Origin of the sequence: Streptomyces albicerus (assembly GCF_008905045.1) — a bacterium.
Lineage (GTDB): Bacteria > Actinomycetota > Actinomycetes > Streptomycetales > Streptomycetaceae > Streptomyces > Streptomyces albicerus.
Window position 1 is genome coordinate 1 of the sequence record NZ_VWMY01000075.1, and the last position, 26,788, is coordinate 26,788.

Annotated in this window: 27 protein-coding genes; 12 read left to right on the plus strand and 15 right to left on the minus strand. The window is 69.9% G+C overall.

The window, feature by feature from the left end; all coding sequences use genetic code 11:
• Positions 1–67: 67 nt before the first annotated feature.
• Entirely contained in the window at positions 68–1,318 is a 1,251-nt protein-coding gene (locus GAS53_RS44700) for a sensor histidine kinase (protein ID WP_225859488.1), read from the minus strand.
• A gap of 2 nt (positions 1,319–1,320) precedes the next feature.
• The gene (locus GAS53_RS44705) at positions 1,321–1,974 is read right to left on the minus strand and encodes a response regulator transcription factor (protein ID WP_151483525.1); all 654 of its coding nucleotides are present in this window, start codon (positions 1,972–1,974) and stop codon (positions 1,321–1,323) included.
• Between the two features lie 159 nt (positions 1,975–2,133).
• Between GAS53_RS44705 and GAS53_RS44710 the strand changes: the two genes are divergently transcribed.
• Positions 2,134–2,655: a hypothetical protein gene (locus GAS53_RS44710; protein ID WP_151483526.1), complete on the plus strand. Its 522-nt coding sequence runs from the start codon at positions 2,134–2,136 to the stop codon at positions 2,653–2,655.
• 121 nt (positions 2,656–2,776) lie between these two features.
• Here the strand turns inward: GAS53_RS44710 and GAS53_RS44715 are convergent, their stop codons facing one another.
• Complete coding sequence (locus GAS53_RS44715) at positions 2,777–4,216, minus strand: gamma-aminobutyraldehyde dehydrogenase (protein WP_151483527.1); 1,440 nt, start codon at positions 4,214–4,216, stop codon at positions 2,777–2,779.
• A gap of 163 nt (positions 4,217–4,379) precedes the next feature.
• Here GAS53_RS44715 and GAS53_RS44720 point away from each other — a divergent pair, with 163 nt between their 5' ends.
• The 7 genes from GAS53_RS44720 (at position 4,380) to GAS53_RS44755 (ending at position 11,500) form a co-directional block, all read left to right on the plus strand.
• On the plus strand, positions 4,380–4,901 hold the full coding sequence (locus tag GAS53_RS44720; protein ID WP_151483528.1) for an Lrp/AsnC family transcriptional regulator: 522 nt from the start codon (positions 4,380–4,382) through the stop codon (positions 4,899–4,901).
• Positions 4,886–6,274 carry an aspartate aminotransferase family protein gene (locus tag GAS53_RS44725; RefSeq protein WP_151483529.1) on the plus strand — a complete coding sequence of 463 codons (1,389 nt, stop codon included), beginning with the start codon at positions 4,886–4,888 and terminating at the stop codon, positions 6,272–6,274. Before GAS53_RS44720 ends, GAS53_RS44725 begins: the two co-directional genes overlap by 16 nt.
• Positions 6,275–6,499: 225 nt before the next feature.
• On the plus strand, positions 6,500–7,237 hold the full coding sequence (locus GAS53_RS44730) for an ABC transporter ATP-binding protein (protein WP_151483530.1): 738 nt from the start codon (positions 6,500–6,502) through the stop codon (positions 7,235–7,237).
• On the plus strand, positions 7,219–8,982 hold the full coding sequence (locus tag GAS53_RS57150) for a hypothetical protein (protein ID WP_225859489.1): 1,764 nt from the start codon (positions 7,219–7,221) through the stop codon (positions 8,980–8,982). Before GAS53_RS44730 ends, GAS53_RS57150 begins: the two co-directional genes overlap by 19 nt.
• Positions 8,983–9,114: 132 nt before the next feature.
• Positions 9,115–9,522 (plus strand): VOC family protein, encoded by a 408-nt coding sequence (locus tag GAS53_RS44745; RefSeq protein WP_151483531.1) that lies wholly within the window; start codon positions 9,115–9,117, stop codon positions 9,520–9,522.
• Between the two features lie 23 nt (positions 9,523–9,545).
• Positions 9,546–10,679, plus strand: a complete 1,134-nt coding sequence (locus GAS53_RS44750) for an LOG family protein (RefSeq protein ID WP_151483532.1) — start codon at positions 9,546–9,548, stop codon at positions 10,677–10,679.
• Between the two features lie 167 nt (positions 10,680–10,846).
• Positions 10,847–11,500, plus strand: coding sequence for an LAETG motif-containing sortase-dependent surface protein (locus GAS53_RS44755; RefSeq protein WP_225859490.1), 654 nt, complete (start codon positions 10,847–10,849; stop codon positions 11,498–11,500).
• Between the two features lie 157 nt (positions 11,501–11,657).
• Here GAS53_RS44755 and GAS53_RS44760 read toward each other — a convergent pair whose 3' ends face one another.
• The 5 genes from GAS53_RS44760 to rlmN all read right to left on the minus strand — a co-directional run bounded on the left by GAS53_RS44760 (position 11,658) and on the right by rlmN (position 17,668).
• The gene (locus GAS53_RS44760) at positions 11,658–12,449 is read right to left on the minus strand and encodes a maleylpyruvate isomerase family mycothiol-dependent enzyme (protein ID WP_151483534.1); all 792 of its coding nucleotides are present in this window, start codon (positions 12,447–12,449) and stop codon (positions 11,658–11,660) included.
• A 10-nt stretch (positions 12,450–12,459) separates the two neighbouring features.
• On the minus strand, positions 12,460–13,491 hold the full coding sequence (locus GAS53_RS44765) for an ABC transporter ATP-binding protein (protein ID WP_151483561.1): 1,032 nt from the start codon (positions 13,489–13,491) through the stop codon (positions 12,460–12,462).
• Between the two features lie 80 nt (positions 13,492–13,571).
• Positions 13,572–15,173, minus strand: a complete 1,602-nt coding sequence (locus GAS53_RS44770; RefSeq protein ID WP_151483562.1) for an ABC transporter permease — start codon at positions 15,171–15,173, stop codon at positions 13,572–13,574.
• A 95-nt stretch (positions 15,174–15,268) separates the two neighbouring features.
• Positions 15,269–16,354: a thiamine ABC transporter substrate-binding protein gene (locus GAS53_RS44775; protein WP_151483535.1), complete on the minus strand. Its 1,086-nt coding sequence runs from the start codon at positions 16,352–16,354 to the stop codon at positions 15,269–15,271.
• A 207-nt stretch (positions 16,355–16,561) separates the two neighbouring features.
• A complete protein-coding gene (gene rlmN / locus GAS53_RS44780; protein ID WP_151483536.1) occupies positions 16,562–17,668 on the minus strand; it encodes a 23S rRNA (adenine(2503)-C(2))-methyltransferase RlmN in 1,107 nt (368 codons plus the stop codon).
• Positions 17,669–17,919: 251 nt separating this feature from the next.
• On the opposite strand from rlmN, the gene GAS53_RS44785 reads away from it, so the two are divergent.
• From GAS53_RS44785 to GAS53_RS44795, 3 genes are all read left to right on the plus strand, one after another.
• Positions 17,920–18,150, plus strand: coding sequence for a hypothetical protein (locus GAS53_RS44785; RefSeq protein WP_151483537.1), 231 nt, complete (start codon positions 17,920–17,922; stop codon positions 18,148–18,150).
• 217 nt (positions 18,151–18,367) lie between these two features.
• Positions 18,368–18,709, plus strand: coding sequence for a DUF6233 domain-containing protein (locus tag GAS53_RS44790; RefSeq protein WP_151483538.1), 342 nt, complete (start codon positions 18,368–18,370; stop codon positions 18,707–18,709).
• Positions 18,706–18,948 (plus strand): hypothetical protein, encoded by a 243-nt coding sequence (locus GAS53_RS44795; RefSeq protein ID WP_151483539.1) that lies wholly within the window; start codon positions 18,706–18,708, stop codon positions 18,946–18,948. The genes GAS53_RS44790 and GAS53_RS44795 overlap by 4 nt, the downstream gene beginning before the upstream one ends.
• 269 nt (positions 18,949–19,217) lie before the next feature.
• On the opposite strand, the gene GAS53_RS44800 is transcribed toward GAS53_RS44795, so the two are convergent.
• The 5 genes from GAS53_RS44800 to rpsB all read right to left on the minus strand — a co-directional run bounded on the left by GAS53_RS44800 (position 19,218) and on the right by rpsB (position 23,936).
• Positions 19,218–20,360, minus strand: a complete 1,143-nt coding sequence (locus GAS53_RS44800) for a phosphatidate cytidylyltransferase (RefSeq protein ID WP_151483540.1) — start codon at positions 20,358–20,360, stop codon at positions 19,218–19,220.
• Entirely contained in the window at positions 20,360–20,917 is a 558-nt protein-coding gene (gene frr, locus GAS53_RS44805; RefSeq protein WP_030824850.1) for a ribosome recycling factor, read from the minus strand. The genes GAS53_RS44800 and frr overlap by 1 nt, the downstream gene beginning before the upstream one ends.
• 120 nt (positions 20,918–21,037) lie before the next feature.
• Entirely contained in the window at positions 21,038–21,808 is a 771-nt protein-coding gene (pyrH, locus tag GAS53_RS44810; protein ID WP_151483541.1) for a UMP kinase, read from the minus strand.
• A 189-nt stretch (positions 21,809–21,997) separates the two neighbouring features.
• Complete coding sequence (tsf, locus tag GAS53_RS44815; RefSeq protein WP_151483542.1) at positions 21,998–22,834, minus strand: translation elongation factor Ts; 837 nt, start codon at positions 22,832–22,834, stop codon at positions 21,998–22,000.
• Between the two features lie 151 nt (positions 22,835–22,985).
• Positions 22,986–23,936: a 30S ribosomal protein S2 gene (gene rpsB / locus GAS53_RS44820; protein ID WP_151483543.1), complete on the minus strand. Its 951-nt coding sequence runs from the start codon at positions 23,934–23,936 to the stop codon at positions 22,986–22,988.
• Between the two features lie 281 nt (positions 23,937–24,217).
• Here rpsB and GAS53_RS44825 point away from each other — a divergent pair, with 281 nt between their 5' ends.
• The gene (locus GAS53_RS44825) at positions 24,218–24,820 is read left to right on the plus strand and encodes a murein hydrolase activator EnvC family protein (RefSeq protein ID WP_151483544.1); all 603 of its coding nucleotides are present in this window, start codon (positions 24,218–24,220) and stop codon (positions 24,818–24,820) included.
• A gap of 285 nt (positions 24,821–25,105) precedes the next feature.
• Here GAS53_RS44825 and GAS53_RS44830 read toward each other — a convergent pair whose 3' ends face one another.
• Both GAS53_RS44830 and whiG read right to left on the minus strand, forming a co-directional pair.
• A complete protein-coding gene (locus tag GAS53_RS44830) occupies positions 25,106–25,663 on the minus strand; it encodes a TetR/AcrR family transcriptional regulator (RefSeq protein WP_151483563.1) in 558 nt (185 codons plus the stop codon).
• A 206-nt stretch (positions 25,664–25,869) separates the two neighbouring features.
• Positions 25,870–26,706 (minus strand): RNA polymerase sigma factor WhiG, encoded by an 837-nt coding sequence (gene whiG, locus GAS53_RS44835; RefSeq protein WP_151483545.1) that lies wholly within the window; start codon positions 26,704–26,706, stop codon positions 25,870–25,872.
• Positions 26,707–26,788: the final 82 nt, after the last annotated feature.

Below are 26,788 nucleotides of genomic sequence, written 5' to 3' on the forward strand. Positions count from 1 at the left end.
ACCCGTCCCATCCTTCTGGGGCTCCGCCCCAGACCCCGTCGGGGGCCAGCCCCCGAACCCCCGCTCCTCAAACGCCGGAGGGGCTGATTTTCAGCGGGGGCGCAGCCCCCAGGGATGGGACGGGTAGGGGCGGCGGGGGCGGAAACACCACCTCCACCCACAGCCCGCCCTCCACCCGGGCCCGAGCCTCCACCACTCCCCCATGCGCCGCGGCGATCGCGGCCACGATCGAGAGACCCAACCCCGCCCCCTCCCGAGACCGCACCCGCTCGGCCCCCAACCGCCGGAAGGGCTCGAACAGGGCCCCGATCTGATCCCCCGGCACCACAGGCCCGCTGTTCGCGACCCGCAAGGAGGCCCGCCCCTCGACGACCCCGGTCCAGACGGTGACCCAACCCCCCTCCCCCTCGGGCAAGTTGTGCCGCACGGCATTCTCGGCGAGGTTGCTCACCAGCCGCCCGATCAGCTGAGGATCCCCGAGCAGCGGCGCGGGCATGAGCTCGGCGGACACCCGGGGCCCGGACCCGCCGTCGGGCAACAGCTCACGCACGAGAGCGGCGAGATCCACGCACTCCCGCTCCCGCACCCCCCGCTGACTACGCGCCAGCGTCAACAACGCCTCGATCAACCGCTCCTGCTCCTGCCCCGCGGCCCGCACCCGCAGACAGGCCGACCGCAGAGCGGCGACATCGGCGTCGGGATCGGCGAGCGCGACATCGACGATGGCCTGCTGAAGGGTGAGCGGCGTACGCAACTCGTGCGACGCGTTCGCGACGAACCGCCGCTGCGCCTCGAAGGCACCCTCGAGCCGAGCGAGCAGATCGTCGAACGTATCGGCGAGATCCTTGAGTTCGTCGTCCGGCCCGGCCACGGCGAGCCGCCGGTGGAGATCGTCCGCGGAGATCCGCCGAGCCGTGGCGGTCATCGTGCGCAACGGCGCGAGCACCCGCCCGGCGACCAGCCACCCGAGCGCGAGCGAGGCAACCGCCATGACGCCGAGCGCGACCCCCGACTCGACGAAGAGCTGATGCAACTGGTCGCTGCGCTGGACGGCCAGCTGCTCGCGTACGTATCCCTCGACGGCGGGCGCCCCCGCCCCCAAATCCCCGGAAGGCACATCGGGCCTGCTCACCGCGATCTGGTCGCCCCGATCGGCCACGAGCGCGTACGTGAGCGCCAGCAGCACCGCTCCCGCCGCCACGAAGAGCCCGCTGTACAACAAGGTCAGCCGCCACCGGATGCTCTGCGGCCCACGCAACCGCAGGTTCTGCGGCCCACGCAGCCGTATGTTCCGCGGTCCGCGCATCGCGAGGCGCATGGTCACACCCGGTATCCGGCCTGCGCCACCGTCTCGATCAACGGCGGCTCCCCGAGCTTGCGCCGCAACCGGCTGACCGTGACCTTCACGGTCTGGGTGAACGGATCGGCCGCCTCGTCCCAGGCCCGCTCCAACAGTTCCTCGGCGGACACGACGGCACCGCGAGCACCCATCAGCAACTCCAGAACGGCGAACTCCTTTGGGCTGAGCGGCAGTTGGCGGCCATCGCGCGACGCCACCCGCCGAGCGGGGTCGAGCCGCAGATCGCCGTGGACCAGAACCGGCGGCAACGCGGGCTGCGCACGCCGCCCCAACGCCCGTATCCGCGCGACCAGTTCGGTGAACGCGAACGGCTTCGGCAGATAGTCGTCGGCGCCCATCCCGAGCCCCGCGACCCGGTCGGCGACCGTGCCGGACGCGGTCAGCATCAGTACCCGCGCCCGGCTGCCCCCCTCGGCCAGGGCCCGGCAGACCCGGTCTCCGTGCAGCCCGGGCAGATCACGGTCGAGTACGACGACGTCGTAGCCGTTGACCGTGGCCCGCTCCAGCGCCGCATGGCCGTCCAGCGCGGTGTCGACGGCCATCCCCTCTCTGCGCAGTCCCGCCGCGACCGTCTCGGCGAGCTCCTCGTGGTCCTCGACCACCAATACGCGCATCGGCATCTCCGGCTGCGTCTCCGGCTGCTGCGAACCCTGCGGCCAGACTGCCCGCCCGGCGGTAACAGGGTGGTAAGGGCGCCCGTTCCCGTGCCGTAACCGCCTGAGAGATGAGGTGGCTTGAGGACTCGTATCCGAAGCACACCCAGGAGGAACCTCATGCCAAGTACGACGAAACGGCACCGTCGGCTGACCGTGGCCTGCGCCCTGATCTCGGCCCTCACGCTCGGCGGGGTGTACGCGGGGCAGTCCATCGCGGCGGACTCGCCCTCGGGCGGCGAGTCGTCGACGAACCCCCCGAAGGACGACTCGACCGACTCGACCGACTGGGAACGCCAGGACGACGCGTCCCGCGAGTACGCGGAGTGCATGCGCGACAACGGTCTGGAGGACTTCCCCGACATCGTCATCTACACGGCGAAGGACGGCCGCGGCGTGAAAGTGAAGATGGACGGGGGCAAGGGCAAGCACCCCGCCCCGATCTCGAAGGAGTACCGGAAGGCCGCGCAGGCCTGCCGTCACGTCCTGGAGGACATCGGCGTGGATCTTCCGGTGCCGCCCGACGAGCCGCCCAACTGGAAGGACCGCCCCTCGCCGCCGGACTGCGGCCAGCGCGAAGGCTCCGACGAGCGGAGCGCCGGACTCGTCCAGAGCAGTTCCGGACTCGTCCACAACAGCTGACGCACCGCGGCCCCGGACGGATCAACTCCCGTCCGGGACCGCGCCGTTCACACCGTCAGCCGCACACCGCCGCACATCGTCGGCGGCACGCCATCAGCAGCACGCCGTCGGCCGCACGCGATCAGCCCTCGATGGACGTCATCACATGCTTGATCCGCGTGTAGTCGTCGAACCCGTACGACGACAGGTCCTTGCCGTAGCCCGACTTCTTGAAGCCGCCGTGCGGCATCTCCGCGACCAGCGGGATGTGCGTGTTGATCCACACGCAGCCGAAGTCGAGGACCTTGGACATGCGCATCGCGCGCGCGTGGTCCTTCGTCCAGACGGAGGAGGCGAGGGCGTACTCGACGCCGTTCGCGTACTCGACGGCCTGGGCCTCGTCCGAGAAGGACTGCACGGTGATGACCGGGCCGAAGACCTCGTTCTGGATGATCTCGTCGTCCTGCTTGACGCCGGAGACGACGGTCGGGGCGTAGAAGAAGCCCTTCTCGCCGACCCGGTGGCCGCCGGCCTCGACCTTGGCGTGGGCGGGCAGGCGCTCGATGAAGCCGGTGACCTGCTTGAGCTGGTTCGGGTTGTTGAGCGGCCCGTACAGCACGTCCTCGTCGTCCGGCTGCCCGGTCTTCGTATCGGCGGCGGCCTTGGCGAGCGCGGCCACGAACTCGTCGTGGATCGACTCCTGGACGAGGACGCGGGTGGCGGCCGTACAGTCCTGCCCGGCGTTGAAGTAGCCGGCCACCGAGATGTCCTCGACGGCCTTGGCGATGTCGGTGTCCTCGAAGACGACGACAGGTGCCTTGCCGCCCAGCTCCAGGTGGACCCGCTTGACGTCCTTCGCGGCGGACTCGGCGACGGACATGCCCGCGCGTACGGAACCGGTGATGGAGGCCATCGCCGGCGTCGGGTGCTCGACCATCAGCCGGCCGGTGTCGCGGTCGCCGCAGATGACGTTGAAGACGCCCTTGGGGACGATCGAGCCGATGATTTCGGCGATCAGGACCGTGGAGGCGGGAGTCGTGTCCGACGGCTTGAGGACGACCGTGTTCCCGGCCGCGAGCGCCGGGGCGAACTTCCACACGGCCATCATCATCGGGTAGTTCCACGGCGCGACCTGCGCGCAGACGCCGACCGGCTCACGGCGGACGATCGAGGTCAGGCCCTCCATGTACTCGCCGGCCGCGCGGCCCTCCAGCATGCGCGCCGCGCCCGCGAAGAAGCGGATCTGGTCGACCATGGGCGGGATTTCCTCGGACCGGGTGAGGCCCGTGGGCTTGCCCGTGTTCTCCACCTCGGCCGCGATCAGCTCCTCGGCCCGCTCCTCGAAAGCGTCGGCGATCTTGAGGAGGGCCTTCTGCCGCTCGGCGGGGGTCTGGTCGCGCCAGGCCGGGAAGGCCGCGGCCGCGGCCGCCATCGCGGCGTCGACGTCGGCCTGGCCGGACAGCGGCGCGGTGGCATAGGCCTCGCCCGTCGCGGGGTTGACCACGTCCGTGGTCCGTCCATCGGCGGCATCGCGGAACTCTCCGTCGATGTAGTTGCGCAGACGACGCAGCTCGGTGCTCACTGCCGGCCCTCCTGTCAGGTGTCCAATGGCTGAGACATCCACCCTAGTCCGACGCTCCACGTTTTCAACACCCCCGAATGGCCCAGAACTGCGAAATCCGCACATGGCGGCGGCGTAAACAACGAATTTCATCAATCGACCCTTGCGGAACTGCTGAGGCCTCATGCACAGTGAGCACGTGTCCAGTCGTAGCGCAGAGCCGAAGGGCTCCCGAGAGACCCGGTCGGGGAACCACACTCCCCCGCTGGACAGCGTCTCCCTCGCCATCATCGAGCAGCTCCAGGAAGACGGCCGCAGGCCCTACGCCGCGATCGGCAAGGCCGTCGGCCTCTCCGAGGCGGCCGTGCGCCAGCGCGTCCAGAAGCTGCTCGACCAGGGCGTGATGCAGATCGTCGCCGTCACGGACCCCCTCACCGTGGGCTTCCGCAGGCAGGCGATGGTGGGCATCAACGTCGAGGGCGACCTCGACCCGGTGGCGGACGCGCTGACGGACATGTCGGAAGTCGAGTACGTGGTGATGACCGCGGGCTCGTTCGACATCCTCGCCGAGATCGTCTGCGAGGACGACGACCACCTGCTGGACGTCATCAACAAACGCATCAGGGCCCTGCCCGGCGTGCGCTCCACCGAGAGCTTCGTCTACCTGAAACTCAAGAAGCAGACCTACATGTGGGGAACCCGATAGCCGTGAGCACCCAGCCGAAGGACCTCAGCCGGACCGCGTACGACCACCTGTGGATGCACTTCACCCGCATGTCCTCGTACGAGAACGCGCCCGTCCCCACGATCGTCCGGGGCGAGGGCACCTACATCTACGACGACAAGGGCAAGCGCTACCTCGACGGTCTCTCGGGTCTGTTCGTGGTCCAGGCGGGCCACGGCCGCACCGAGCTGGCCGAGACGGCGTTCAAGCAGGCGCAGGAGCTGGCCTTCTTCCCGGTGTGGTCCTACGCCCACCCGAAGGCCGTCGAGCTGGCCGAGCGCCTCGCGAACTACGCTCCGGGCGACCTGAACAAGGTCTTCTTCACCACGGGTGGCGGCGAGGCGGTCGAGACGGCCTGGAAGCTCGCCAAGCAGTACTTCAAGCTGGTGGGCAAGCCGACCAAGTACAAGGTCATCTCGCGCGCGGTCGCCTACCACGGCACCCCGCAGGGCGCCCTGTCCATCACCGGCCTGCCCGCCCTGAAGGCCCCGTTCGAGCCGCTGGTCCCCGGCGCCCACAAGGTCCCGAACACCAACATCTACCGTGCCCCGCTCTTCGGCGACGACCCGGAGGCCTTCGGCCGCTGGGCCGCCGACCAGATCGAGCAGCAGATCCTCTTCGAGGGCCCGGAGACGGTCGCGGCGGTCTTCCTGGAGCCGGTGCAGAACGCCGGCGGCTGCTTCCCGCCGCCGCCCGGCTACTTCCAGCGCGTACGCGAGATCTGCGACCAGTACGACGTCCTGCTGGTCTCCGACGAGGTCATCTGCGCCTTCGGCCGGCTCGGCACGATGTTCGCCTGCGACAAGTTCGGCTACGTACCGGACATGATCACCTGCGCCAAGGGCATGACCTCGGGCTACTCCCCGATCGGTGCGTGCATCGTCTCGGACCGCCTCGCCGAGCCGTTCTACAAGGGCGACAACACCTTCCTGCACGGCTACACCTTCGGCGGCCACCCCGTGTCGGCCGCGGTCGGTATCGCCAACCTCGACCTGTTCGAGCGCGAGGGCCTCAACCAGCACGTGCTGGACAACGAGAGCGCGTTCCTGACCACCCTCCAGAAGCTGCACGACCTGCCGATCGTCGGCGACGTCCGGGGGAATGGTTTCTTCTACGGCATCGAGCTGGTGAAGGACAAGGCCACCAAGGAGACCTTCACGGACGAGGAGTCGGAGCGTGTGCTCTACGGCTTCGTCTCCAAGAAGCTCTTCGAGTACGGCCTCTACTGCCGCGCCGACGACCGCGGTGACCCGGTGATCCAGCTGTCCCCGCCGCTGATCTCCGACCAGTCGACCTTCGACGAGATCGAGGGGATCGTCCGCCAGGTGCTGACGGAGGCCTGGGCGAAGCTCTGATCTTCCATCTGGATGGATCTTCCGTCTGGATGATCAACACCGGCCCCGGTGGCGCCCGTTCGAGTGAGAATGGGCGCCCCGGGGCCGCGTGCTGTCCGGCCTCCCGGCCCCGACTCCCTAGCGTGCCCAGTGACCGATCGGCCCTGCCTTCGTTCCCCCGGACGGGGGACCGAGCGACCTCTCCGCTTAGGCACGGCACATCAGATCTGAACCGAGGTGTACGCGATGGTGGCTCCGCCGGACAACGACGTGCTGTGGGCACGCGCCCTGCACGTCAAGCACAACGGCTCGCCCGCGCTCACCGGCGTCTCGCTCGGCGTGCGCGAGGGCGAGATCCTCGCCGTCGGCGGCCCGCGCGGCAGCGGCAAGACGACCCTGCTCCAATGCCTGTCGGGGCAGGTCATGGCCCAACAGGGCGAGGTCTGGTTCAACAGCACGCCCGTGCACACCATGGGCCCGCTGACCCGCGAACGGCTGCGCCGCGACCGCTTCACCTGGATCGACCCGACGCCTGTCCTCGTCCCCGAGCTGAACGCCTGGGAGAACGCGGCCCTGCCCCTGATGCTGCGCGGCGTCAGCCGCCGGCGGGCGAAGACCACCGCCCTGGAGTGGCTGGAGCGCCTCGACATCGGCGGCTGCGCCCGCAAACGCCCGTACGCCCTGCTGCAGGCCGAGCGCCAGCGCGTGGCCATCGCCCGCGCGCTGGCCCCGACGCCGACCGTGCTCTTCGCCGACGAGCCGACCGCCCCGCTGCACCGCGCCGACCGCGCGCACGTGCTGCGTACGCTCACCACGGCGGCCCGTTCGCACGGCATCACCGTTGTCCTGGCCACGCACGACGCGGACGCCGCGGCGCTCGCCGACCGCACGGTGTCGCTGCTCGACGGGCGGCGGGTGAACACCGTCCATCTGCCGCCGGTGGCCGAGACGGAAGGCCGGGCCGCGTGCTCGCTCTCCGCCTAGCCCGCAGCGCCCGCCCTGCCGTCCAGTTCCGCAGACTCCTGGTCGCGGCGGCTTCGGCGGGCACGGGCTTCCTGCTCCTGTGCACCCTCGGGTACGCGATGGGGCACCCGGACGCGTCCGCCGCGGCCGCGCTCCGGCTCGCCTGGTGTCTCGTTCCGCTCGCCGCGACCGTGCAGTTCGCGGTCGCGGTCGCCCGGACCGACCCGGCCACCCGTCCCCGGCAAGGACTGTCGGCGATCGGTCTCGGCCCCGGCCGCCTGATGGTCCTCGCGGCGATCTCGACCGCCGTGTCCTGCACGCTCGGTTCGATGGTCGCCCTGCTCTTCTTCCTGCACCTGCGCGGCGACCTGACCGGCCTCCCCTTCGACGGCGACGCCGCCGACCTCCTCGCGGCGAACGAGCCGCTGCCCCTCCCGGCCGCGCTCACGCTGCTGGCGCTCGTACCGATCACCGCGTCGGTGGCCAGTGCGGTGGTGCTGCGCCCGCGCGGCGTAACGCTCCGTGGCTCCACAACAGGCGGGCGCCCGAGGCGACTTGGCGGCTTCGTCGCGTACGGGCACGGGCACGGGCGCTCCGGCGAGCGCACGGGGTTCGGCGCGTACGGACGCTTCGGGGCACACGGCCGGACCGGGGGCCGGGGCGGCGACGGACAGGACGCGCCCGGACGCTCCGGGCGGGGCGGTGCTGTCGGCGCGCAGAGCACGCCGAGCACGCCGAGCACATCGAGCGCTCTTGCCGAACACACCGGGCACAGCGAGTACGGCGAGTACGGCGAGTACGGCAGCCCGGGGGCCTCCGGCAGCGCTGCCGCGCACGACGAGCCCGGCCGCCTCGGCGCCCGCGACAGGGCCGACGCAAGGGCCGACGGCCGCTCCGACGGGCAGGGCTTCTCCGACGGCCCAGGTCTCTCCAGCTCCCGCGCTGCTTCCGGCTCCCCCTCGTATGACCGGCTCGACGCACCCGTCGGCGTCGGAGGGCGCGACCGCCGCGACAACCCCGTTCACCCTGCCGTCGCCGACAGCCCCGGGCTCCCGAGCTTCCCCGGCCACACCGGTCAGCCCGGTCAGCCCGATCAGCCCGATCAGCCGAGCCATCCCAGCCACCCCCTCGACCCCCAGCACCCCCCGGCCCCCCTCCCCACCCCCGGCGGCCTCCCCTGGGGCGCCGCCGTCCTCGCGGCCGGCCTCGCCGTGGAGACGTACGCCGGCCGTACCGCCCCCGCGCCCGGAGGTCCCGCGCTGCCCGGCGGCCTCTCGGGCGGGCCACTCGGGGTGCTCGTCGGCTGGGCGCTCACGGCGGTCGGGCTGGCGCTGGCCGGGCCCGCGATCACCCATCTCTGCGGCAGGCTGCTCCAGACGGTGCGGCCGGGCGCGCTGCGGCTGCTCGCCGGACGGGTGCTCATGGAGGAGGCGGCCCGTATCGGACGCCCGCTCGGCGTGGTGTGCGCGGTGGCGTCGGGCGCGTACGCCATGGCCGTGCTCTACACCGGCACGCGCCCCGACGTCGGGCCGCTCACCACGCTGGGCGCGCTGCTCGTGGCGGGGTGCGCCGTCGCGACGCTGCTGACCGCCGCGGTGGAGGCCAGGAACGCGCGCGCCGCCACCACGGCGGCCCTGCTGCAGCTCGGGGCGCCCGCCGCGACGCTGCGCAGCGCCGCCGCACTCCGCGCGGGCGCCCTGCTCGCCCTCTTCGGCCCGCTGACCTGGGCGGTCGCGGAGCTCGCGGCGCTGCCGCTGGCCCACTGACCCGCGTACGCGAGACGACTGAACCCGCGTGTGAAACCTCGTGCGAAAAAAGCTCGCGGACGCCGATGATTTTCCGGCAGCCTCCCGGTCTACCCCTCCGAACAGCACATCACCCGACGGGAGAGACCCCACATGTACCAGCAGATGATCTTCGTGAACCTGGCCGTGAACGACCTCGACACCTCGAAGAAGTTCTTCACGGAGCTCGGCTACGCGATCAACCCGCAGTTCTCCGACGAGAACTGCGCGAGCGTCGTGATCAGCGACACGATCGTCGCGATGATCATGACGAAGCAGCGCTACGCGGACTTCACGAAGAAGGAGATCGCGGACTCGACGAAGACCAGCGAGGTGCTGCTGTGTCTGAGCGCCGAGAGCCGCGAGAAGGTGGACGAGCTGGTCGACAAGGCGATCGCGGCGGGCGGTTCGGCGAGCGGCGAGACCCAGGACTACGGCCAGATGTACGGCCGCGGCTTCGACGACCCGGACGGCCACACCTGGGAGGTCATGTGGATGGACCCGGCGGCGGTCCAGGGCTGAACCGGCCGTGCTTACATGGGCGGGTGCAGACGAGCCCCGCCCATGCGGCCCACCACGACGACCGTGAGATCGAGACGCTCGAGGAGTTCGACGCGACCGTCTCGGCCCGCAGGACACTCGCCGGCTTCCGCGTCCAGGCCGTCGATCTGACGGACCGTACGAGGGAGTTGCTGGCCACCGACACCGCGGGCGCCGTCTTCCTCGGCTGCCCGATGCGGAAGAACGCGGCGGCGAAGGTCCGCGCCGACGGCGCGCTTGTCTTCCCGCCCCTCCCCGGTCTGCCCTTCGACCCGTACCGCGGTCACCTCTACGGGCCCGACGAGCTGTTCGCGTCGCTCGAGAAGGGGTACGAGGAGACGCCGGACGCCCTCGCGTATGCCTGGTTCCAGCGGACCAAGGCAGACGGCGACATATACGCGTCCATGCTGCGCTCCGTCCACGACGACGCCATCTCCGACGCCCTCGACGAACTCCTGCGCGGGGCACGGGTGGTGGGCGTGATGGGCGGCCACGCCATCGCGCGCGGCACGGACGCGTACGGCGACGCGGCACGGCTCGGCCGCACACTCTCCCGCGCCGGGTACGCGGTGGCGACGGGCGGCGGCCCCGGTGCGATGGAGGCGGCGAACCTCGGCGCGTACGCGGCCCCGTACCGCGACGCCATGCTGGAAGAGGCGTGCGAACTCCTCTCGAAGGCACCGTCGTTCACCCCGTCGATCACCGACTGGGTGCGCGCCGCCTTCGAGGTGCGCACCCGCTGGCCGAAGGGCAACACCTCCGTCGGCATCCCCACCTGGTTCTACGGCCACGAGCCGCCGAACGCCTTCGCCTCCCACATCGCCAAGTACTTCGCCAACGCGACCCGCGAGGACGGTCTGCTGGCCCGCTCGAACGCGGGCGTCGTCTTCCTGCCCGGCGCCGCAGGCACGGTCCAGGAGATCTTCGACAACGCGACCCCCAACTACTACGAGTCCCGTGGCGAGCCCACCCCGATGGTCCTCGTGAACCGCGCCCACTGGACGAACCGTCTCCCCGCCTGGCCGCTCCTCCAGGCCCTCGCCCGCGAGCGCCCGATGGAGTCCCGGATCGCGCTGGTGGACCGGATCGAGGAGGCACCGGAAGCGCTTACCCGGCTTGCGCGGGCAAACGAAGGCTAAAGCCAACGGTCAAGACGGACAGACGGATTGACAACCGGAGACGGAGCCCAATAAACCTGTGAGGCATCTGGGGCCGCTGTTGTTCGCGGCGCTCCCACACCCCCCCTCGTTTGTTGTGCATCCCGTGAAGGGCAATCGTGTCCATATCTCGCCGTACCGCACGTTCCGTGCGCATTCTCGGCGTTGCCTCCGCCTCGGCCGCGCTCACGCTCGGCCTCGCTGGCAACGCGCTCGCCTGCGACATCAGTGAGTTCTCGGCCGTCGCCAAGTGCGACGGCGCCAAGGGCGTCATCAGCGTCACCGACAAAGACCCCACGGGCGTCCCTGCCACGGTCACCGTCTACCTCGAGTCGAACGGCGCGGACGAGAGGATCGTCGGCAGCCAGAAGGTCAAGGGCAGCCGCGAGGGCGTGACCATCGACTTCGAAGAGAACTGGAAGCCGGAGGCGACGTACCGCATCCACGTCAAGGCCGGCAACCAGGTCGACGAGGACATCAAGCCGAACCTGGTCACCCCGTCCGAGGCGTGCAAGTCCTCGGACACGTCGACACCTCCGGCAACCCCGACGCCGTCCCCCTCGGACGAGGCCTCCTCACCCGCGACGCCCGCGGACACCCCGACGCCGTCGGAACCGGAGAGCACCTCGCCCGCACCGGCCGGGGAGGGCACCCCGTCTCCCGCTGGTGGCGGCTCCAACCTCGCCGAGACCGGCTCGAGCTCCAACACCGGCGCGATCGCCGGGATAGCGGTCGCGCTCGTCGCGGCCGGCGGCGCCGTGATGTTCGCACTGCGCCGCCGCGGCGCGTCGAACGCCCGCTGAGTACTGCCCAGTTGTGGCCCGTCCCCTCACGAAGGGGCGGGCCACCGCTGTCTCCGGGTCCTGTCCGACTCCCGGTCCTGTCCGACTCCCAGTCCTGTCCAGCTCCCGGTCCTGTCCAGCTCCCGGTCCTGTCCGGCTCCCGAAGGCCTCCAGGCGGTCAGCCGAAGGTGGCCCGCTCCAGCCAGAAGTCCAGCAGCTCCCGCTCCCCCAGGACCTCCAACTGCCCGCCGTCCAGCGGCAGTCGGCGGTAGAAGGCGAGCAGCACCTCGGTGAGCGGCCCGCGCAGCGCGACGGTCGCCTTCTCGTGGCCGCGCCGCCAGTCGATGCCCTTGTCGTCGAACTCGATGAGCCATTCGGCGTCCAGGCCCGGCTCGGCGTCGGTGGCGTGGAGGTGGATGCTGCGACCCGCCCCGCGCAGTTCCCGCGCGGCGTCGTCGGGGTACTTCTCCTGCGCGAACCGTACGATCTGCAGCCACTCGTCGATCGCGTCGGCCGCCAGCTCCGGCGCGACCTCGTACGTCACGCCTGCGGCGATAGCCGCGTCGGCCCGGTGGATCACCGTCTCCTGCGTCATACGCCGCGCCCAGAACCCGGCGCTGTGCTCCCAGGCCCAGGACCAGGCCGCGGCCTTGGCCCCGGCGGCGCGAAAGGCCTCGGCGGCCTTCTCGGCGCCCTCCGCGAGCCAGGTGTCGAGCGCGGCGGGGTCGTCGTCCTCCGGCCCGTCGAAGTCGGCCACCTGCTCGACCGGCACGTTCTTCGTCGCTCTCGTCCGCACGATGTGCTCGGACCAGCGGTGCGCTTCGCCCACATGTACGGCAAGCTGCCGCAGCGTCCAGTCCGGGCAGGTCGGCACGGTCGCGGAGAGATCGGCTCCGGCGAGGTGCGACCTCAACATCGCGGTCTGGCCGACGATTTCGTCGCAGTAGCGGTCATGTCCGAGTAGCGTCATGAGCCGCACCTTAAGCGGCCCGGGCTCCCCCGAGCACGACAATTTCCGCTGCGTCGAAGGTCACCCCGACCTCGCCCCCGGTCTCCGGCGCGTCCCGCAGCGCGCACGCCGCCTCGAGGCGCGGCGCGTCCTCGGGCTGCAGATGTACGGCCACATGGGTGCCCCGGAAGGTCCGCGCGGCCACCGTGCAGCGCAGCCCCTCCGCGGCCGGTACGAGCCGTACGCCCGCGGGCCTGACGAGCAGCGTGACCTCGCCCTGCGGGGCGTCCGAGGGCACCGGCACCTTGCCCCACGGCGTGTCCGCGGCCTCCCCGCTGACGGTCGCCCCGACCACGTTCTCGAAGCCGAGGAAGCGGGCCACGAACTCGTCGGCCGGCCGCTGCCACACCTCAAGTGGCGTACCGGACTGGGCGATCCGCCCGTCGCGCATCACCACGACCCGGTCCGCGAGCGCGAAGGCCTCGCCCTGGTCGTGGGTGACCGCGAGCACGGTGGTGCCCAACTCGCCGAAGAGTTCCCGGAGTTCGACCACCAGTCGTTCCCTCAGCGAGCGGTCCAGCTGGCCGAGCGGTTCGTCGAGCATGAGCAGCCGGGGGCGGGGCGCGAGGGCGCGGGCGAGTGCGACGCGCTGCTGTTCCCCTCCGGAGAGGGAGGCGACGGCACGCGTGTGGGAGCCGGGCAGCCCGACGAGCTCCAGCAACTCCTGTACGCGTACGGCCTGTTGGGCCTTCGAATCCCCGTGCATCCGCAACCCGAAGGCCACGTTGCCGCCCACGTCGCGCTGCGGGAACAGCTGGTGGTCCTGGAACATCAGACCGACGCCCCGTTTGTGCGCGGGCACACCGTCGAGGTCCCGGCCGTCCAGGAACACCCGCCCGTCGTCCAGGGGTTGGAGCCCCGCGACCGCCCGCAGCAGCGTCGACTTGCCACTGCCGCTCGGCCCGAGCACACACACGATCTCGTGCTCGGTGACATCGAGACCGACGGCGTCGAGCACGGCCCGCCCACCGAACCGCACGGTCGCCCCGTCGAGCCTGAGCATGGGATCGGGCCTCGGCGTGGACTCGGGCCTCGGCGTGAGCTCGGGCGCCCGCTTGGGCTTGGGCGTGGTGTCGCGCATGGTCAGAACTCCCCTGTCCGGTCGGTGCGGAGGCGTTCGAGGACGAGCAGCGCCACCGCGCACACCACCATCAAGATCGTCGAAAGGGCCATGGCCTGCCCGTAGTTGAGCTCGCCGGCCCGGCCGAGCAGCCGGGCCACGGCGACCGGCAGCGTCGGATTGTCGGGCCGCGCGATGAAGACGGTCGCGCCGAACTCGCCCAGCGACACGGCGAAGGCGAACCCGGCCGCGATCAGCAGCGCCCGGCGCACCATCGGCAGATCGACCTCGCGCCACACCCGCCATGGCGAGGCCCCGAGGACCGCCGCCGCCTCGCGCAGCCGTCCGTCCACCGCTCGCAGCACGGGCAGCATGGTCCGTACGACGAACGGGACGCCGACCAGCGCCTGCGCCAGCGGCACCAGAATCCAGGTGCTTCTGAGGTCCAGCGGCGGCTCGTCGAGCGCGATGAGGAATCCGAAGCCGACGGTCACGGCGGAGACGCCGAGCGGCAGCATGAGCAGCGCGTCGAAGCCCCGTACGAAACGGCCGGCGTCCCTGCGGGTGAGCGCGGCGGCCGCGAGTCCGCCGATCAGCAGGGCAATGGCCGTGGCGGCGAGGGCGTACTGGAGTGAGTTGCCGATGGCGTCGATCGGCGGGACGAGGAAGATACCGCTGTCGTCGCTGGTCAGCGCCTTGTAGTAGCCGAATCCGGGGGCGTCGAACGATCGCTCGACCAGCACGGCCAGTGGCAGCACCAGCAGAACGGCGATGGTGCCGAGGACGGCGGCGAGCAGCGCCCACTGCCCGGCCCCGCGCGGCCGTCGCGCCGTCCCGGAGGCGTCGACCAGGCGCAGGGCCGTCTCCCGCCGCCGTACGGTCCAGGCGTGGACCGCGAGGATCGCGCCCACCGCCACGAACTGGACGAGCGTCAGCACGGCGGCCGTCGACAGGTCGAAGATCTCCGAGGTCTGCCGGTAGATCTCGACTTCGAGCGTCGAGAAGGTGGGGCCGCCGAGGATCTGCACCACCCCGAACGACGTGAAGGTGAAGAGGAAGACCATGAGCGCGGCGGCGGCGACCGCGGGGCCGAGCGCCGGGAGCGTGACCTTGCGCCAGGCCGCGAACCGCGAGGCACCGAGCACCCGCGCGGCCTCCTCCTGACGCGGGTCGAGCTGCGACCAGAGGCCGCCGACCGTGCGGACGACGACCGCGTAGTTGAAGAAGACGTGCGCGAGCAGGATCGCCCACACGGTCGTGTCGAGCCGCACGCCCCACAGCTCGTCCAGAAGCCCGCCCCGGCCGACGAGGGCCAGGAACGCCGTGCCGACGACCACGGTCGGCAGCACGAACGGGACGGTCACGACGGCCCGGAGGATCTGCTTGCCCCTGAAATCGAAGCGCGCGAAGACGTACGCGCCGGGGAGCGCGATGAGCAGCGTGAGCGCGGTCGAGGCGAGCGCCTGCCAGGTCGTGAACCACAGGACGTGCCGGATGTCGGACTGGGCGAGCACGTCGCCGATCCGCCCGAACCGCCAGACCCCGTCGGCCTTCAGCCCGCGGGCCGTGATCGCGGCGACCGGGTAGGCGAAGAACACCGCGAAGAACGCGACGGGCACGGCCATGAGACCGAGCCGCGCCGCGCTCCCCGTACGGGCGCGGCGCCTCACCTCGGCGCGGCGCTTCACCTCGGCACGAGGCTCTACTTCAGCGGGGGGCTCTACTTCAGTACGAGGGAGGTCCACGACTTGACCCAGTCGTCACGGTTGTCGGCGATCTTGGCGGGGTCCAGGGTCTCGGGGTCCTCGGCCGCCGGACCGTACTTCGTGAACTCTGGGGGCACCTGGGCGGCCTCACGGACCGGGTACACGAACATGTTGAGCGGCATGTCGTCCTGGAACTTCTTCGTGATCAGGAAGTCGATGAGCGCCTTGCCGCCCTTCGTGTTCTTCGCGTTGCTCAGGAGTCCCGCGTACTCGACCTGCCGGAAGCAGGTGCCGCTCGCGACACCGGTCGGCGCGGTCTTCGGCTTCGGGTCGGCGTAGATGACCTCGGCGGGCGGCGAGGAGGCGTACGAGACGACGAGCGGCCGGTCCGCCTTGGCCTTCTTGCCGCCGGCGGAACCTGAGAACTCCTCGTTGTAGGCCTGCTCCCAGCCGTCGACGACCTTCACGCCGTTGGCCTTGAGCTTCTTCCAGTAGTCCTGCCAGCCGTCGTCGCCGTACTTCGCGGCCGTCCCGAGCAGGAAGCCGAGGCCGGGCGACGACGTGGACGCGTTCTCGGTGACGAGGAGGTTCTTGTACTCGGGCTTGATCAGGTCGTCGAAGGACGTCGGCGGTGCCAGCTTGCGCTTGCTGAAGTAGGCCTTGTCGTAGTTGACGCAGATGTCACCGGAGTCGATGGGCGTGACCCGGTGCTTGTCCTGGTCGACGCGGTACTCCGGCAGGATCAGGTCCGACCCCTTGGCCTCGTACGACTGGAACAGCCCGTTGTCGAGCGCCCGCGACAGCAGCGTGTTGTCGACTCCGAAGAAGACATCGCCCTGCGGGTTGTCCTTGGTGAGGATCGCCTTGTTGACGGCCTGCCCGGCGTCGCCGTCCTTGAGGACCCTGACCTTGTACCCGGACTCCTTCTCGAATGCCTTCAGCACTTCCTTGGTATAGGCGAAGGAGTCATGACTGACGAGCGTCACGGTCTTGGACCCCGAGCCCTCGTCGCCGGAGTCGGACGAACCGCACGCGGCGAGTGCGGCAAGGCCGAGACCGGTGGCCGCGACCACGGCCGTGATCTTCTTTGTGGTGCTCACTGAATTCCTCCTGGCTGACCAGGAAGAGACGCGGCCCTGCCCGGGACCTCGGTCGGGTCCCGGGCAGGGCGCAACAGCTTGAGTAGTGACCGAACTTCCTACCCAGAATGACCTGGGCAAGGTTCAGAGGGTCTGCGGGCTCTCCCGCACTCTCAGCGCTGTGGCGCTCCCCTGTCGGAATATGAAGATGTACGTACGCCCGTCAGACTACCGCTCGGTCGCCGCGAGCTGCCCGCAGGCCCCGTCGATCTCCTGGCCGCGGGTGTCCCGGACGGTCACCGGCACGCCGTGCGCCGCTATCGCCTCGACGAACGCCTTCTCGTCCTCGGGCCGCGAGGCGGTCCACTTGGAGCCGGGCGTCGGGTTCAGCGGAATCAGGTTCACATGCACCGGCTTGCCCTTGAGCAGCCGGCCGAGCCGGTCACCGCGCCACGCCTGGTCGTTTATGTCCCGGATGAGCGCGTACTCGATGGAGAGCCGGCGTCCCGACCTCGCCGCGTACTCCCAGCCGGCATCCAGCACCTCGCGCACCTTCCACCGCGTGTTCACGGGGACGAGGGTGTCGCGCAGCTCGTCGTCCGGTGCGTGCAGGGAGATGGCGAGGCGGCACTTGAAGCCCTCGTCGGCGAACCGGTGGATGGCAGGGACGAGACCGACCGTGGAGACGGTGATGCCGCGCTGGGACAGCCCGAGCCCGTCCGGCTCCGGGTCGGTGAGAGCCCGGATGGACTGGACGACCCGCTTGTAGTTGGCGAGAGGCTCGCCCATGCCCATGAACACGATGTTGCTGAGCCGCGCCGGACCCCCGGGGATCTCCCCGTCCCGCAGAGCCCGCATCCCGTCCACGATCTGGTGCACGATCTCACCGGTCGACAGGTTCCGGTCGAGGCCGGCCTGCCCGGTGGCGCAGAACGGGCAGTTCATCCCGCACCCGGCCTGCGAGCTGATGCACATGGTGACCCGGTCGGGATACCGCATCAGCACGGACTCGACGAGAGTGCCGTCGAAGAGCCGCCAGAGGGTCTTGCGGGTGGTGTTCTCATCGGTGGAGAGATGCCGCACGACCGTCATCAGCTCGGGCAGCAGCGCCTCCTGGAGCTTGGCGCGCGACCCCGCGGGGATGTCGGTCCACTGCTCCGGATCGTGCGCGTACCGCGCGAAGTAGTGCTGCGAGAGCTGCTTGGCGCGAAACGGCTTCTCACCGATCGCGGCAACCGCCTCTTTCCGCTCGGCAGGCGTGAGATCGGCAAGGTGCCGCGGCGGCTTCTTGGCTCCGCGCGGGGCGACGAAAGTGAGTTCTCCGGGCTTAGGCATGGCTGTACCAGTGTCGCAGATCGATTCGTGTGACCTGAGCCCCGAGCCGTGCGCTGTGGTCGTCAGTGGTCGTCCCTGGTCTCCCTGGTCGTCGTCGGCTCTCCTCCGACGGCCCACACACGGCCCGACGCGACAGGCGTTCTCACTGGCCGGCGCGCTTACGAGAGTACCCGCGTCCTGGTCCGACAAGTCCCCGCTCCACCATCGGCGCAGTTCGCGACACCAGAAGTCGGGATTGTCGTTGACGGAGCATGAAGATCATCGCTTCCGTCGCGCTCATCGCCGCGACTCTGCTCCTGACCGCTGCTGTCCCAGCCTCGGCAGACGGGGACTACGGGACTCGCCAGGCCGGCCAGCAGGACTCGCCCAGCTCTGTGGCCGACTCCGTAGACAACAACCCCATGACGATCAACATGGAAGGGGATTCGGACAGCGACCTCACGCAAGGGCTCCTTCCGCGCGTCGTGGGACGGGTGCTCTAGCGGTACCTGAGTGACGTGACACGAAGCCGGGCCAAGGCGGGGACTTCCGCGTCCCCGCCGACGGCCGCTCGTCGTCGCGTCAAGGCTCGATGATCTGAGTCGGGGCGAATACGGCCGCCGGCTCTACGGTTCGATGACAGGGGCTCAAGGTCCGGCGTCACCGGACATTGGGCAGGGCGTTGCCACAAGGGCCACACCAGGACCTAGAATCGAACTTGTGTCCGAAAAAGTGTCTCGCCTGGATCGCCTGCGCAGCGTCCGCGAATGGCTGGCCTGGCAGCTGCGCCGCACTGACGACACCATCGCTGAGCTGGAGCGGCAGGAGGTTGCCGCTGCCCGTACAGCGCGCACGCTGCCCCCACCCACGCCTGGGTGGAAGCTCGCCATGCGACGAACGGGCGGCAGGCCCACCCCCGACGCCGTCCACACAAGCGACTGCGGCATGGCCGGTGAGAACACGAAGCCACTGGCACGCGAGCAAGCCCTGCGATCGATTACGGAAGACGGCGTCGCTGCGTGCCCCTACTGCCGGCCCGACACCGACCTCGGTGTGCTGTGAACCGCGAACAGTCGCAGCCTGAAGGAAAGGGCACCGCACCCATCGTCGTGCATCGCGTGGCGGGCACCGGCGGGCGCCGGGTCACGATCCGCGCCCAGATGGCCGGCCTCGCCCACAGTGACGCCGACCTGGTCGAGTTTCTGCGCCGCGCGGGCCTGCCGGACGCGTGGGAGCTGCTGGACGATCCGCACTGGGTGGAATGGCAGGGCGGCCAGCCGCACCAATACGGCGCGGGCTGACAGCGCCACGGGCCGCGTCTCTGTCGGTACCTCTGGTTGCGGATTGTTGCGGAGGAAGGGCCCGGAGGCCGAGGTGCAGCTTCCTGCTCCCGCCCCCATGGCCGTCCGTGTTGAGCAGGCAGGAACGATTACCAGAGCGGGCGGCTCAGCAGCGTCATCGCCGCAGACAGCAGCGTCATCGTCGCAGACATACGAAGAGGGGCCCGCCACCCTGTGGACAACGAGCCCCTCACGTACACCTGTGCAGGTCAGGCCGGCTTCTGAGAGCCTCAGCCGGACCCGACGAAGATCACCATCAGCAGCCACACCACCGGCGCCGTCGGCAGCAGCGAATCCAAGCGATCCATGATCCCGCCGTGCCCCGGCAGCAGCGTGCCCATGTCCTTGATGCCCAGGTCCCGCTTGATCATGGACTCGCCGAGGTCGCCGAGCGTGGCGCTGGCCGCGACCGCGAGGCCGAGGAGCAGGCCCTGCCACCAGGTGCCGTCGTCGATCAGGAACTCCATGCACAGCGCGCCCGCCGCCATGGCGAAGGTGACCGCACCGAGCAGGCCCTCGCGGGTCTTGCCTGGACTGATGCGCGGGGCGAGCTTGTGCTTGCCGAAGCGCCAGCCGACGGCGTACGCGCCGGTGTCGCTGACCACGGCCAGCAGCAGGAACGTGAGGACCCGCCGCGCACCGTCGTCCGCGGTGAGCATCATCGCCACGAACGTGGCGAGGAACGGGATGTAGAAGGCCGCGAAGACCCCCGCGGTGACGTCCTTGAGATAGCCCTCGGGCGAGTCCGTCATCCGCCAGACCAGGACCGCGAGCGCGGTGAGCGCCATCGCCACCCAGGCACCCTCGGCGCCCCGGACGTATCCGGCGACGACCATCGCCGCACCGCCCAGGGCCAGCGGCACGAGCGGCGCCTTGATGCCCTTCTGCTCCGCGAGCCGCGACGTCAGTTCCCACAGGCCCACCACGACGGCGACCGCTATCACGCCGACGAAGACGGCCTTGACGACGAACAACGACGCGACGATCACCGCGCCGAGCCCGACCCCGACCCCTATGGCAGCGCCCAGGTCGCGGCCCGCGCTCTTCTTCTGCGGCGCGGGTGCGGGTTGTGCGGCGCTGGACATGGGCTCCTGCGGATTCTGCGCCTTGTGTGACGGAGCCTGGTGCTGCGACGGCGACGGCGGCGGTGTCGCGTCGCGGAACAGGGGGCCGCCCGTCCGAGCAGCCCCCCGGTCGTCATCCTGGTCTCCGCCATGCGCGGGTACGTCGGGCACGATGGGCATGGGGCGAGTGTGCTGCGCGTCATGCGCATCGTACGCGGGACCCGCCGGGGCAGCCCCCTGGACAGGCCCCTGGTCGGAAGGCCCCCAGTACCCGGCTTGTGGCGGTGCCCCCCAGGAAGAGTCGTTCATCAGACCTCGAGCAGCTCTGCTTCCTTGTGCTTGAGCAGCTCGTCCACCTGGGCGACGTACTTCGCGGTGGTGTCGTCGAGCTCCTTCTCCGCACGGCGGCCCTCGTCCTCGCCGACCTCGCCGTCCTTGATCATCTTGTCGATGGCGTCCTTCGCCTTGCGGCGGACGGAGCGGATCGAGACCTTGGCGTCCTCGCCCTTGGTCTTGGCGACCTTGATGTAGTCCCTGCGGCGCTCCTCGGTCAGCTCGGGGAACACCACCCGGATGATATTGCCGTCGTTGCTCGGGTTGACGCCGAGGTCGGAGTCACGGATCGCCTGCTCGATGTTGCGCAGCGCGCTCTTGTCGAACGGGGTCACCACGGCCATGCGCGGCTCGGGCACCGAGAACGAGGCCAGCTGGTTGATCGGCGTCAGCGCGCCGTAGTAGTCCGCCACGATCTTGTTGAACATCGCCGGGTGCGCACGACCGGTGCGGATCGCGGCGAAGTCCTCCTTGGCGACCACGACGGCCTTCTCCATCTTCTCCTCGGCCTCGAGGAGGGTCTCTTCGATCACCACTTGCTCCTGCGTGTCTTGAGTAGGCCCGGCTGCGATTCCTTGTCGGGTCGGCGGCCGGCTGCGTCGCGTCTTATTCCTGCACGGTTCCCGACCGGCAGGACATTGTCCATCCCCCGGTCAGGCCCGACTGCCCTGGTCACCCACAAGCGTGCCGATCTTCTCACCCTTGACGGCTCGGGCGATATTGCCCTCCGCCAGAAGCTCGAAGACGAGGATCGGGAGCTTGTTGTCGCGGCACAGGGTGATCGCGGTCATGTCGGCGACCTTCAGGTCGCGGGTGATGACCTCGCCGTAGCTGAGTGAGTCGAACTTGACCGCTTCGGGGTTGGTCTTGGGGTCGGAGTCGTAGACCCCGTCCACGCCGTTCTTGCCCATCAGCAGCGCCTCGGCGTCGATCTCCAGGGCACGCTGTGCGGCGGTGGTGTCGGTGGAGAAGTACGGCATGCCCATACCGGCGCCGAAGATGACCACACGGCCCTTCTCCAGGTGGCGTACGGCCCGCAGCGGGATGTACGGCTCCGCGACCTGCCCCATGGTGATGGCGGTCTGCACGCGGGAGTCGATGCCCTCCTTCTCCAGGAAGTCCTGGAGGGCGAGGCAGTTCATGACCGTGCCGAGCATGCCCATGTAGTCGGAGCGGGCCCGGTCCATGCCGCGCTGCTGGAGCTCGGCCCCGCGGAAGAAGTTGCCGCCGCCGATGACCACGGCGATCTGGGCACCACCGCGGACGACCGCGGAGATCTCCCGGGCGATGGCGTGCACCACGTCGGGGTCGACGCCGAGTGCCCCGCCACCGGCGAACGCCTCACCGGAAAGCTTCAGCAGGAAGCGCCCGGCTCCCTTGCCGTGATCGCTCTTTTCGTCCTTGTCGGCCTTGGTGGTGGTCATGGAGATCTCGCCTCTTTTACGTGTCGCACATACGAAGAAGGCCATTGCCGGTGGGGTGTTGGTGGCAACCCATGCGCGGCAATGGCCTCCTCGTCAGATCTGCTGTCGACCGTCACGCACGCGCGTGACGGCGTACGCGGACGACTGCTGTCGACCCTATAGGGGTCGCGCGCCGATCGCGGTACGGACTCAGATGCCGACCTTGATGCGTACGAAACGCTTCAGGGTGACACCGGCCTCGTCCAGGACCTTCTGGACGGACTTCTTGTTGTCGAGCGCGTACGGCTGACCGAGGAGGGTGGCCTCCTTGAAGAAGCCGTTGACGCGACCCTCGACGATCTTCGGGAGCGCGGCCTCGGGCTTGCCCTCGGCGCGCGTGGTCTCCTCGGCGACGCGGCGCTCGGACTCGACGACCTCGGCCGGAACGTCCTCACGGGAGAGGTACTTCGGCGCGAAGGCGGCGATGTGCTGCGCGATGCCCTTGGCGAGGTCGGCGTCGGCCTTGTCCAGCTCGACCAGGACACCGATCTGCGGGGGCAGGTCGGGCATGGTGCGGTGCATGTACGCGGTGACGTAGGCGCCGGAGAACTGCGCGAAGCGGTCCAGGACGATCTTCTCGCCCAGGTTGGCGTTGGCCTCGTCGACGAACGCCTGGACCGTCTTGCCGGCCTCGATCTCGGAGGCGAGCAGCGCCTCGAGGTCGGCCGGGGAGGTCTTGGTGACGTGCTCGGCGATCGTGTTCGCGACAACCTGGAACTTCTCGCCCTTGGCGACGAAGTCCGTCTCGCACTTCAGCTCGACCAGGACACCGGAGGTGTTGTCGTCGGCGATGATGGAGACCACGGCGCCGTTCTCGGCGGAGCGGCCCTCGCGCTTGGCGACGCCCTTCTGGCCCTTGATGCGCAGCGCCTCGACGGCCTTGTCGACGTTGCCGTCGGCCTCGTCCAGGGCCTTCTTGCAGTCCATCATGCCGGCGCCGGTGAGCTCGCGGAGCTTCTTGACGTCAGCGGCGGTGTAGTTCGCCATGATCTGTGAATCTCTTCTCGGAGTTCGAAGTCTCGAAGTCGGCGTCCGCCGCTGATCGGGCGGGCGTCCACCGAAGATCTACGGTCTGCGGGTGAACGGCGGGCGGCGCGCTGGGCGCCGCCCGCCGTCACTCAACCGTGACGCTGGTTCGTCAGGCCTGCTCGGCGTCGGCCGGCTTCTCGGCCTCGGCGTCGGCCGGAGCCACAGCAGCCGGAGCCTCGGCAGCGGGGGCCTCAGCAGCAGGGGCCTCGGCAGCGGCCGGAGCCTCGGCCTCGGCGGCGGGGGCCTCAGCGGCGGGAGCCTCGACGGCAGCCTCGTCGGCCTTCTTCTCGCCACCCTCGAGCAGGTCACGCTCCCACTCGGCGAGCGGCTCGCCCGCGGCCTTCTCGCCCTTCGCCTCGGCGGCGGCACCGGAGCGGGCGATGAGGCCCTCGGCGACGGCGTCGGCGATCACGCGGGTGAGCAGGGTGACGGAGCGGATCGCGTCGTCGTTGCCCGGGATCTTGTAGTCGACCTCGTCGGGGTCGCAGTTGGTGTCCAGGATGGCGACGACCGGGATGTTGAGCTTCCGGGCCTCGCCGACCGCGATGTGCTCCTTCTTGGTGTCCACGATCCAGACGGCGCTGGGCACCTTCTGCATCTCGCGGATACCACCGAGGGTCTTCTCCAGCTTGGCCTTCTCGCGCGAGAGCACGAGAAGCTCCTTCTTGGTGAGACCGGAAGCGGCGACGTCCTCGAAGTCGATCTGCTCGAGCTCCTTGAGGCGCTGCAGACGCTTGTAGACGGTCGAGAAGTTGGTGAGCATGCCGCCCAGCCAGCGCTGGTTGACGTAAGGCATGCCGACGCGGGTGGCCTGCTCGGCGATGGCCTCCTGCGCCTGCTTCTTGGTGCCGACGAACATGACCGTGCCGCCGTGGGCGACGGTCTCCTTGACGAACTCGTAGGCGCGGTCGATGTACGACAGCGACTGGAGCAGGTCGATGATGTAGATGCCGTTGCGCTCCGTGAAGATGAATCGCTTCATCTTCGGGTTCCAACGACGGGTCTGGTGACCGAAGTGGACGCCGCTTTCCAGCAGCTCCCGCATCGTGACGACGGCCATGGCCGTACTCCTTGGTGTTCTCGGTTGTGCCGCGCGTGCCGGACGGCACTCGCGCCTGACGCCCGCGATGCGCCTTGCCGCTAGGGACCGAGAGGCGCTGACACCGACTGTTTGATGGCCTGGTGTCGGGGCGTGCGAAGTCGACCCGGTGACCCGGATCGCCACAAGAAGTGTACGGGACCCGCGAGGCGCCGGGTGACGCCGCTGTCCACAACCGGCGGTTACTCCACAGATCCCGGCCATGATCCACTTTTCTCCGCCGTTCACGGGACCGTTCTCGCATGCGAGCAGAACGATCTCTTCGTACGTGGCTGACGCTGCTGTTGGCCCTGACGGTGGCCGCCCTGGGCGCCGTCCTGCCCTCGGCTACGGCACGCGACGGCGACTTCGGCGGCGCGGCGCCCCCGCCGCCCGCCGACATCTCGGTCCCTGCCGTGGGCCGTACCTGGCCCGTGGGGTCGCGTCCCCCGGTGATACGGGGCTGGGAACCCCCGGCGACCGCCTACGGGCGGGGTCACCGCGGCGTCGACCTCACCGCGGCCCCGGGCAGCCCGGTCCGGGCCGTCGCCCCGGGACGCGTCTCCTTCGCGGGCCGGGTCGCGGGCCGCGGAGTCGTCTCGGTAGAACTGAACGGCACGGGAGACCCACCCCTGCGCACGACGTACGAGCCGGTGCGGGCCACGGTCAAGAAGGGAGCGGAGGTGGCGGCGGGCGAGGTGGTCGGCGTCCTCGAACCGCTGGGCCCTCACTGCCCGACGTCATGCCTGCACTGGGGACTGCGCCGGGCGGACGCGTACCTGGACCCCCTGTCCTTGCTGCCACCGTGGCTGCTCAGCCGGGGTCCTTCGCGGTTGCTGCCGGTGATCGGGGTGCCGGGCCGGTGAGGGGGGCGCCAGGCCGGCCGATGATCGGGGTGTCGGAAGATACGGCGCCGCCCACCCGGGCGAGCGGCTGTGACCGCATGTAGGCGATCTCTTCGTCGGTGAACGCCATGACATCCTCCGGGCCCACGTATGAGGGGACTTCCGTGTGAGGGGGACTTCCACCTTCCATACGAACGGCGTCCCTTCGCCGCGACACGGCCCGACACGTCCGGATGTGCCCCCGACGGCCGACGCCGACCCTGGCGCGGCAGAACGAGACCCCACCCCGACCAGCTCCGGGAAGGCTCAGCCCCGTACGCCTCGCAACGCCATCGAAACGGCTGCGTCAGTAATCACGACGGGATCCTCGGCCGCGCCGATCTCGATCCTCCGCACCGCCGCGTCCACGATTCCCTGAAGGAGCATCGCGGCCATACGAGGCTGCTCATGCCCCATGTCCCGCAGCGCCTCCACGATCATCGCGACGAGCCCCCCGTGAGCCGCGCGGATCTTCTCGCGCGCACCCGCGTCGAGCTCACTCGCGGAGATCGCCACGACAGCCCGGTGCCGCCGGTCCCCGACCAGGGCGAGTTGTCGGCGGACATACGCCTCGACCTTGCCCTCGGGTGTCCCGGCCAGCGACATCGCCGCCTCGACCTCGGCGGCCCAGACCGGGAAGTCGACCTCGCAGAGCTCTTCGACGACGGCCGCCCGCGACCGGAAGTACTCGTACACGGAGGACCGCGCGAGACCCGTCCGCTCGGCGAGCGCCGGGAACGTCAGCGCCTCCGTCCCGCCCTCGGACAGCAGTGACCGTGCCGCGTCCAGCAGGGCGGCTCGCTGCATCGACCGGTGCTCGGCCACGGAGGCCGCTCGAATCCTTGGCACGCCCCCACTTTACGGACGCCCCGCGCAAGACGGGAGACTCTCGCCCGTCAGGGCCTGATCCATGGCTCCCCGGCCGGAAAGGGTCCCACCATGAACGCACCCTGCCGACGGGGCACGGCCGCACGACACGTGCACCGCCGAGACCACCGCCGCGCGCCTGAGGCAGGGACGATTCAGCGAGGTCAGCGTCCAAAACTGGCAAGCTTCGCCCGAAGCTGGAGCACGGACTTGGTGTGGATCTGGCTGACCCGGCTCTCCGTCACCCCGAGCACGTTGCCGATCTCAGCGAGCGTGAGCCCCTCGTAGTAGTAGAGCGTGACGACGGTCTTCTCGCGCTCGGGCAGTGTGTTGATGGCCCGTGCCAGAAACCTGCGCAGCTCCCGGTCCTCGGCGACTTCCACCGGATTGTCGGCCGCGGTGTCCTCGAGCGTGTCCATCAGGCTCAGCCGGTCACCGCCCTCGCCGCCGACGTGCAGCAGCTCCTCCAGGGCCACCACGTTCGCCAGCGACAACTGGCTGAACACCGCATGCAGATCGTCCACCGCGATGCCCATCTCAGCGGCCACCTCGCACTCCGACGGTGTGCGCCGAAGCCGCGCCTCCAGCGTCGCGTAGGCCCGCTCCACATTGCGGGCCTTCTGGCGCACGGACCGCGGGATCCAGTCCAGCGCCCGCAGTTCGTCGATCATCGCGCCTCTGATCCGCGTGATCGCGTACGTCTCGAACTTGATCTCCCGCTCGATGTCGAACTTCTCGATGGCGTCGATCAGCCCGAACACTCCCGACGAGACGAAGTCCGCCTGCTCCACATTGGGCGGCAGCCCCACACTCACCCGGCCCGCGACGTACTTCACCAGCGGCGAGTAGTGCAGGATCAGCTGCTCGCGCAGCCGCTCGTCGCCCGTGGTCTTGTACGACCTCCACAGCTCGTCGAGCGTCGAGGGGGCGGGCGGCCGCACGCCGCCTCGGGCAGCGGGGGGAACAGCCGCCCGGTCAGACCCGGAGGTGTGCTGGGGCATTCGTCGCCTTGTGCCGTTCTGCCGTGAACTGGGGGTGCCTGAGTGAGCTGTCGGTCTGATGTCGAGTTGCCTGTCTGAGTCG

Bases quoted from the DNA above. Each gene is read 5' to 3' on its own strand.
- GAS53_RS44770 (WP_151483562.1), bottom strand. From the start codon at position 15,173: ATGGCCGTGCCCGTCGCGTTCTTCGCGGTGTTCTTCGCCTACCCGGTC.
- whiG (WP_151483545.1), bottom strand. From the start codon at position 26,706: ATGCCCCAGCACACCTCCGGGTCTGACCGGGCGGCTGTTCCCCCCGCT.
- GAS53_RS44720 (WP_151483528.1), top strand. From the start codon at position 4,380: ATGCACAGTGAGCACGTGTCCAGTCGTAGCGCAGAGCCGAAGGGCTCC.
- GAS53_RS44825 (WP_151483544.1), top strand. From the start codon at position 24,218: ATGCGAGCAGAACGATCTCTTCGTACGTGGCTGACGCTGCTGTTGGCC.
- GAS53_RS44730 (WP_151483530.1), top strand. From the start codon at position 6,500: ATGGTGGCTCCGCCGGACAACGACGTGCTGTGGGCACGCGCCCTGCAC.
- GAS53_RS44785 (WP_151483537.1), top strand. From the start codon at position 17,920: ATGAAGATCATCGCTTCCGTCGCGCTCATCGCCGCGACTCTGCTCCTG.
- GAS53_RS44700 (WP_225859488.1), bottom strand. From the start codon at position 1,318: ATGCGCCTCGCGATGCGCGGACCGCGGAACATACGGCTGCGTGGGCCG.
- GAS53_RS44705 (WP_151483525.1), bottom strand. From the start codon at position 1,974: ATGCGCGTATTGGTGGTCGAGGACCACGAGGAGCTCGCCGAGACGGTC.
- GAS53_RS44760 (WP_151483534.1), bottom strand. From the start codon at position 12,449: ATGACGCTACTCGGACATGACCGCTACTGCGACGAAATCGTCGGCCAG.
- GAS53_RS44800 (WP_151483540.1), bottom strand. From the start codon at position 20,360: ATGAACGACTCTTCCTGGGGGGCACCGCCACAAGCCGGGTACTGGGGG.
- GAS53_RS44710 (WP_151483526.1), top strand. From the start codon at position 2,134: ATGCCAAGTACGACGAAACGGCACCGTCGGCTGACCGTGGCCTGCGCC.
- rlmN (WP_151483536.1), bottom strand. From the start codon at position 17,668: ATGCCTAAGCCCGGAGAACTCACTTTCGTCGCCCCGCGCGGAGCCAAG.
- GAS53_RS44745 (WP_151483531.1), top strand. From the start codon at position 9,115: ATGTACCAGCAGATGATCTTCGTGAACCTGGCCGTGAACGACCTCGAC.
- tsf (WP_151483542.1), bottom strand. From the start codon at position 22,834: ATGGCGAACTACACCGCCGCTGACGTCAAGAAGCTCCGCGAGCTCACC.
- pyrH (WP_151483541.1), bottom strand. From the start codon at position 21,808: ATGACCACCACCAAGGCCGACAAGGACGAAAAGAGCGATCACGGCAAG.
- GAS53_RS44765 (WP_151483561.1), bottom strand. From the start codon at position 13,491: ATGCTCAGGCTCGACGGGGCGACCGTGCGGTTCGGTGGGCGGGCCGTG.
- rpsB (WP_151483543.1), bottom strand. From the start codon at position 23,936: ATGGCCGTCGTCACGATGCGGGAGCTGCTGGAAAGCGGCGTCCACTTC.